This window comes from Streptomyces sp. CB02056, assembly GCF_001905545.1.
Lineage (GTDB): Bacteria > Actinomycetota > Actinomycetes > Streptomycetales > Streptomycetaceae > Kitasatospora.
Genome location: NZ_LIPD01000021.1, coordinates 118,154 through 125,540 on the forward strand (window position 1 = coordinate 118,154; position 7,387 = coordinate 125,540).

Genomic DNA, 7,387 nt, shown 5'->3' on the forward strand with positions numbered 1-7,387 from the left:
CGCGCGCACGACGGACCGGGCCCGGCCGCTCCCCGCTCAGGCAGGGGGAGCGGCCGGGCCCGGTCCGTGAACGGCCCGCGGACGCTTCGTCAGCCGGTGACCATGGTCTTGCCGGGGAGCGTGCTCCAGCCGCTCCACCCGCTCTTCCCCGGCCGGTACGAGGCGTGGTTGAAGGCGCCGTTCTGGCCGGTGGCGAAGAGGTCCAGGGTGCCGGCCGCCGCGTTGAACGTCGCGGTCGGGAAGCGGCCGGTGGTGAACCTCCAGTCCCCGATGCTGGTCCAGTCGCTCCACGGCTTGCCGTCGGGCTGCCACTCGGAGCGGGCGAGGACGCCGTTGCCGTCGACCGCGAACAGCGCGAAGCCGCCGGTGGCGGGGTCGAAGACGGCGGTCGGCGAGCCCGCGAACCCGCGGCCGGGGACCTCGTACCAGCCGCTCCACTTCGTCATGCCCGGGGTGTAGTAGGAGTGCGCGACGGCCCCGCTGGTCCGGGTGGCGAAGACCTCCACGACCTTGGTGACCGGGTTGTAGGCGGACGTGGGGCTGCCGGTGAACCTCACGTTGTCGTCCTGGGCGTACCAGGGGTTCCAGTCCTGGCCCGGCAACCAGTAGCTCTGCTTCAGCACGCCGTCGGTGTTGACCGCGAACAGCTCGATGGCGCCGGTGGAGGGGTTGTACAGGGCGCTCGGGCTGCCCGTGAACTCCTTGTTGGCCTTGATGTCGTACCAGCCGCTCCACCCCGTCGTGCCCACGGTGTAGTAGGAGTGCGCGACGCCCCCGTCGGTCCGGGTGGCGAAGACCTCCGCGGTCTTCGTCGCCGGGTTGTAGACGGCGGTGGGGCTGCCGGTGAACCTCTTGTCGGTGGGCTGGTAGTACCACTCGGTCCAGCCCTTGCCGTCCGGCAGCCAGTAGGTCTGGCAGAGCACACCGTCGGTGCCGATGGCGAACAGCTCGATGGCACCGGTGGCGGGGTTGAACACGGCGGTGGGGACGCTCGCGAACCGCCAGTCGCCGCCGACCCGCGTCCAGTCGCTCCAGGTCGTGCCGTCCGCGCTGGAGGAGGACACCACGTGGCGGTCGCTGTCGACGGCGAAGACCGTGGTGGTCTTCCGGACCGGGTCGTAGACCGAGCTGCGGGCGGCCGGGTTGGCCGTGACGGTGTCCCACCAGCCGTCGCGGACCTGGTTGATCCACGCGCCGAGGTCGTCGACCCGGGTGTTGTACGCGCCGGTGCGGGTCTCGGTGGCGGGCACGCCCAGGCAGCCGCCCTGCCAGGAGCGGGAGGCCACGGCGACCAGCTCGGCCTTGCCGTTGACCTCGCGGACCACGGGGGCGCCGGTGTCGCCCTTGCAGAGCGCCGCGCCGCCCGTTCCCGTGGTGCCGATGCCCGTCGCGCTCACGGTGTCGAGGCTGAACGCGCCGGAGTGGAGCCGGTTCGGGATCCACTCCGTCTTGGTGCGCCCGTACCCGGGCACCCGCAGGGTCTGGCCGGCGGTCGGGGCGGTGGTGGCGACCGCGAGCGGGGCGATGCCGGTGACGGGCACGGCCAGGCGGGCCAGGACCAGGTCGCGGTCCTGACGCGGCGCCAGCTCCACCACGTCCGTCACGACACCGGCGCCCGTGGCCAGGTCGGTGCGCCCGACGGTGGCGGTGGTCTTCCACTTCGGCGCACCGGCGGCCAGCGCCTGCGGCTGCGCCGGGTCGTCGGAGAAGCACGAGGCGGCCGTGGCCACCCAGTAGCGGTCCACCAGCGCGCCGGTGCAGACGCGCACGTTGTCGCCGATCGCCAGGCGGACGGTGTAGGCGTAGGAGCCGTCGGCGGGCGTGTCGCCGACCACGGCGCCGGCCGGGACGATGCTGCACAGCGTGCCGGCGGCAGCGGCCGCGGCGAGTACGCCGGCCCGCCGGGAGCGGACCTGGGACTTGCGGGACATGAGGGATCTCCAGGGAGCGTTCGGGGAGGACGGCACCCCGCGGGTGCGCGGGGTGCCGGTGGCCTTCGACCGGCGGCCGTGGCGGGCCGCAGCGGGCCTGCCGCGGGTCAGGGGCGGGTCAGGGCGCGGAGGGGCCGCCGTGGAAGCGGACCCAGAGCGGGCCGCCCTGGCCCTGCGGGTCGATGGACCAGAGCGTGCTGTTGACGTCCCTGACGTACGTGACCAGGTGCTTGGTGACCGGGTCGACGACGGTCTGCGGGACGGCGTCGGCGGCCAGCGCGGTGCCCGACGGGGTGAGCGCGAACTCGGTCCACTTCCCGGTGGCGAAGTCCAGCGCGTTCAGCCGGTTGTTCGGCCCGTTGACGTACACCACGGTCCGGTTGCCGGCCGTGTCGGCGATCGCGACCGGGTCGGTGGCGGCCATCACGCCCCAGTCGCGCCAGCCCGGGCCGAACGGGTCGACGGACCACAGGTGGTTGGCGGCGTCGCGGACGAAGGTGGTGAAGTGCCCGGTGGCCGGGTCGACCACGGTCGAGGGGACCGCGTCGGGGGCCAGGGCCGGCGGAACGAACTCGACCCGGCCGGCGCCCCGGCGGTCGATGGAGTTCAGCCGGTTGTTCGGCCCGTTGACGTACACCACGATGTGGCCGTCGTTCGGGTTGATCACCGGCACCGGGTCGGTGGCGGCCAGCCCGCCGAAGTCGTACCAGCCCTCGCCCTGCGGGTCGACGGACCACAGGTGGTGGGCGGTGTCGCGGACGAAGGTGACCAGGTGGCCGGTGGCCGGGTCGACGACCGTGCGCGGCACGGCGTCGGGGGCCAGCACCGTCCCGGCGGGGGTGGGGACGAACTCGGTCCACTTGCCGGTGGTGCGGTCGTAGGACCAGAGCTTGTTGTCCGGCCCGTTGACGTACACGATCACGTGGTTGTCGGCCGGGTTGGCGATCGCGGTCGGGCGGGCGGCCGCGTAGCCGCCCAGGTCGGTCCAGCCCTCGTTCTGCGGGTCGACCGACCACAGGTGGTTCTTGCTGTCCTGGACGAAGGTCAGCGGGTGCCCGGTGGCCGGGTCGACGACGGTGAACGGCGAGCCGGTGACCTTCGTCCCCGACGGGGTCGAGTGGCGGACGTTGGTGATCCACACGCCGAGGTCGTCGACCCGGGTCGCGTACGCGCCGGTGCGGGTCTCGGCGGCCGGGGTGCCCAGGCAGCCGCCCTGCCAGGAGCGGGAGGCCACGGCCACCAGCTCGGCCTTGCCGTTGACCTCACGGATGGCGGGGGCACCGGTGTCGCCCTTGCAGACCGCCGCACCGCCCGTCCCCGTGATGCCGACGCCGGTCGCGCTCACCGTGTCGAGGCTGAAAGCGCCGGTGTGCGGCTTGGACGGCACCCACTCGTCCTTGGTCCGGCCGAAACCGGGAACACGCAGCGACTGCCCGGCCGTCGGCGCCGAGGTGCCCACCTCCAGCGGCGTCACACCGTCGACCGGCACGGCCAGACGGGCCATCACCAGGTCGCGGTCGGCGCGCGGCACCAGCTCGACCACCTGGGCCGACTTGGCGCCGACGGTGGCGGTGGTGTTCCACTTCGGCTTGCCGGCCGCCAGGGCCTGCGGCTGAGCCGGGTCGTCGGCGAAGCAGGAGGCGGCGGTGAGCACCCAGTACTGGTCGATCAGCGCGCCGGTGCAGCCGCGCAGGCTGTCGCCGATGACGATGCGCGCGGTGGTGGCGGAGGTGGTGTCGGCCGCGGCGCCGCCGGAGACGGCGCCGGCCGGGGCGAAGGTCGTCAGCGCGCCGGCGGCAGCGGCCGCGACGGCTGCCAGCACACCCGCCCGCCGCGGGCGGAGCTGGGACTTGCGGGACATGGGGACTCCCCTTCGGGTCGGTGGGTGGGAGCCCGCGGGGGCGGTCGGTCTCACGCCGACGGCCCCCGCGGGGCACGGGTACGGGACCCGGGTCAGCCGGTGGTGGCGGCGAGGCCCTGGATGCCGCTGCTGTCGACCTTGTAGAAGGTGGTCCAGCTGCCGTCGGCCTTCTTGTCGGCGGTCCAGATCTTGTCGTCGCTGCCGATCGCGAACAGGCGGATGGTGTCGCCGATGGTGGTGGCGGCGACCTGCTTGACACCGAGGGCGTCGGGCACCTTCTCGAAGGTGGTCCAGGGGCCGTTGCCGGTGCTGTCGGTGGTCCAGATCTGGCTGTCGGCACCGACCGCGAACACCCGCACGGTGTTGCCGATCGTGGTGGCGGCGATGTGCTGGATGCCGCTGCTGGGGATCGCCTCGAAGGTGCTCCACGTACCGGCGGTGTAGTCGCCGGTGCTGGTCCAGATCCGGCCGTCGCCGCCGATCGCGAACAGCCGCACGGTGTTGCCGACGACGGTGGCGGTCACCTGCTTGATCGCGCTGCTGGGCAGCGGCGAGAACGCGCTCCAGGTGCCCGCGGCGTAGTCGCCGTCCGCACCGTAGATGCGCTCGTCGCCGCCGACGGCGAACAGGCGCACCTTGTCGCCCATGGCGACGGCGGTCACCTGCCGGATGCCGCTGTTGCCCGGCACGACCTCGAACGGCGACCAGACGCCGGCGCTGTTCCTGGTGCTGGTCCGGATCCGCTGGTCGCTGCCGATCCCGAACAGGCGCACCTTGTCGCCCATCGTGACGGCGCTGACCTGCCGGACGCCGCCGCTGTTCGGCACGGCCTCGAAGGTGCCCCACACGTTCGTGGTGTACGCGCCCTCGTTGGCCCAGATCTGGCTGTCGCCGCCGACCGCGAACAGTCGGCTGGCCGGACGGGAGACCCGCACCTGGTTCACCCAGCCGGCGAGGTCGTCGACCCGGGAGCTGAACGCGCCGGTGCGGGTCTCGGTGGCCGGGGTGCCCAGGCAGCCGCCCTGCCACGAGCGGGAGGCCACGGCGACCAGCTCGGCCTTGCCGTTGACCTCGCGGATCGCCGGGGCACCGGTGTCGCCCTTGCAGATCGAGGCGCCGCCGGTGCCGGTGATGCCGATCGCGGTCGCGCTCACGGTGTCGAGGGTGAACGCGCCGGTGTGGAGCTTGTTCGGCACCCACTCGTCCTTGGTCCGGCCGAAGCCGGCGACGCGCAGGCTCTGCCCGGCCGTCGGTGCGGCGGCGGCGACCGCGAGCGGGGCGATGCCGTCGACGGGCGTGGCGAGGCGGGCCATGACGAGGTCGCGGTCGGCGCGCGGCGCCAGCTCGACCACCTCGGCCGACTTGGCGCCGAGCGTGACGGTGGTCTTCCACTTCGGCTTGCCGGCCGCCAGGGCCTGCGGCTGCGCCGGGTCGTCGGAGAAGCAGGAGGCGGCGGTGAGCACCCAGCTGCGGTCGACCAGCGCGCCGGTGCAGGCGCGCAGGTTGTCGCCGATCGTCAGACGGGCGGTGGAGGTGTAGGTGTTGTCGGCAGCCTCGGGGCCGACCACGGCACCGGCCGGAGAGACGGCGCTCAGCGTGCCGGCGGCGGCGGCCGCGACCAGCACACCCGCCCGACGGGAACGGAACTGGGACTTACGGGACATCAGGAATTCCCCCCTGAGGAGTGACGAGAAGGTGGCGCCCCGCCGGACGGGCGACCGGACGGCGGCCGGTCCGGCGGGACGCGGTGCGGTGCTGTGCGGGGTCAGCCGGTGGTGGCGGCGGTGATCGCCTTCACGCCGAAGGCACCCCCGGGGACCTCGGTCCACGGCGTCCACTTGCCGGCGTTGTAGTCGGCGTCGCGGGTGTAGACCTTGGTGTCCTCGTTGACGGCAACGACGTGGACGACGTTGCCCTCGGCGCTGCTGGAGATGGCCTTCAGGCGGTTCTCGCTGACCTTCTGCCACTGCGGGTCCCAGTGGCCGAGGTCGTAGTGGCCGTAGGTGGTGAACAGGTCGCCGGCGCCGCCGATGATCTGGAGGTCGACGGTGTTGCCGCGGGCGGCGGCGGTGATGCCCTGGACGCCGACGGCACCGCCGGGGATCTCGCCCCACGGGGTCCAGCTGCCGTCGGGCCGGTTGTCGCGGGTGTAGACGCGAAGGTCCTCGTTGACGGCGAAGACGTGGACGACGCCGTCAGGGGTGGTGGCGCTGGTGATGGACTTCAGGTTGTTGGTGCCGACCTGCTCCCAGTTTCCGCGCCAGCTGCCGGCGGCGTAGTCGACGCTGGTGCTGTAGAGGGAACCGTCGGATCCGATGATCTGGAGGCTGACGGTGTTGCCGCGGACCGCGGCGGTGACGCCCTGGGCACCGCCGGCGCCGCCGGGGACCTCGCCCCACGGGGTCCACACGCCACCGACCTTGCCGTCGTGGGTGTAGACCTTGCCGTCGGAACCGACGGCGTAGACGTGCACGGTGTCGCCGATGGCGACGCTGTCCACGGCGGTCAACGAGACTGTGCTGACGGGCGACCAGGAGCCGAGCCAGCCGCCGGCCCTGGAGTCGTCGACGGTGTTCCACATCCTGTTGTTGATGTCGATGATCTGGAGCTGCAGGCCGGCCTTGACCTCCGCCGTGCGGGAACGCAGGCCCTTCACCCAGTCGCCGAGGTCGTCGACGCGGGAGCTGAACGCGCCGGTACGGGTCTCGGTAGCCGGGGTGCCCAGGCAGCCGCCCTGCCAGGAACGGGAGGCCACGGCCACCAGCTCGGCCTTGCCGTTCGTCTCACGGATGGCGGGAGCGCCGGTGTCCCCCTTGCAGACCGCCGCGCCGCCGGTGCCGGTGGTGCCGATGCCCGTCGCGCTCACGCTGTCGAGGCTGAACACGCCGGTGTGGAGCTTGTTCGGCACCCACTCGTCCTTCGTCCGGCCGAAACCGGGAACGCGCAGGCTCTGCCCGGCCGTCGGGGCGGCGGTCGCCAGCGGCAGCGGGGCTATGCCGTCGACGGGCGTGGCGAGACGGGCCATGACGAGGTCACGGTCGGCGCGCGGCACCAGCTCGGCCACCTCGGCCGACTTGGCGCCCACCGTCACGGTCGTCTTCCACTTCGGCGCACCGGCCACCAGGGCCTGCGGCTGCGCCGGGTCGTCGGAGAAGCACGAGGCGGCCGTGACCACCCAGTAGCGGTCCACCAGCGCGCCGGTGCAGCCGCGCAGGTTGTCGCCGATCACCAGGCGGGTGGCGGCGGTGTAGGTGTTGTCGGCAGCCGCGTCGCCGACCACGGCGCCGGCCGGAGAGAAGGTGCTCAGCGTGCCGGCGGCCGCAGCCGCGACCAGCACACCCGCCCGCAGGGAGCGGGGCGAGGAGTTGCGAGGCATATGTGTATTCCCAGACGGTGAGGAACGGATGCGCGGGTGGCTGTCAGCCGGTGACGGTCAGTTCGACGAGGCTGGTCGAGGCGCCGTTGTTGCCTTCGCCGACCGGTTGGAAGCCGTCCTTGGGGACGTCGAGGGTCTTCTGGGTGGTGCCGGTGGTGAGGCCGGCCCGGACCGCGCGGCCACCTGCGGTCTGGATACCGAAGACCTCGGGCAGTTGGA

4 protein-coding genes are annotated in these 7,387 nt (G+C 73.0%); all 4 read right to left on the minus strand.

Features of this window, described 5'->3' with window-relative positions:
* Positions 1-89: 89 nt before the first annotated feature.
* Positions 90-1,931 (minus strand): trypsin-like serine protease, encoded by a 1,842-nt coding sequence (locus AMK13_RS37205; RefSeq protein WP_074005974.1) that lies wholly within the window; start codon positions 1,929-1,931, stop codon positions 90-92.
* Between the two features lie 118 nt (positions 1,932-2,049).
* The gene (locus AMK13_RS37210) at positions 2,050-3,792 is read right to left on the minus strand and encodes a trypsin-like serine protease (protein WP_074005975.1); all 1,743 of its coding nucleotides are present in this window, start codon (positions 3,790-3,792) and stop codon (positions 2,050-2,052) included.
* A 92-nt stretch (positions 3,793-3,884) separates the two neighbouring features.
* Entirely contained in the window at positions 3,885-5,456 is a 1,572-nt protein-coding gene (locus tag AMK13_RS37215) for a trypsin-like serine protease (protein ID WP_074005976.1), read from the minus strand.
* Between the two features lie 101 nt (positions 5,457-5,557).
* Complete coding sequence (locus AMK13_RS37220; RefSeq protein WP_074005977.1) at positions 5,558-7,168, minus strand: trypsin-like serine protease; 1,611 nt, start codon at positions 7,166-7,168, stop codon at positions 5,558-5,560.
* Positions 7,169-7,387 lie beyond the last annotated feature (219 nt).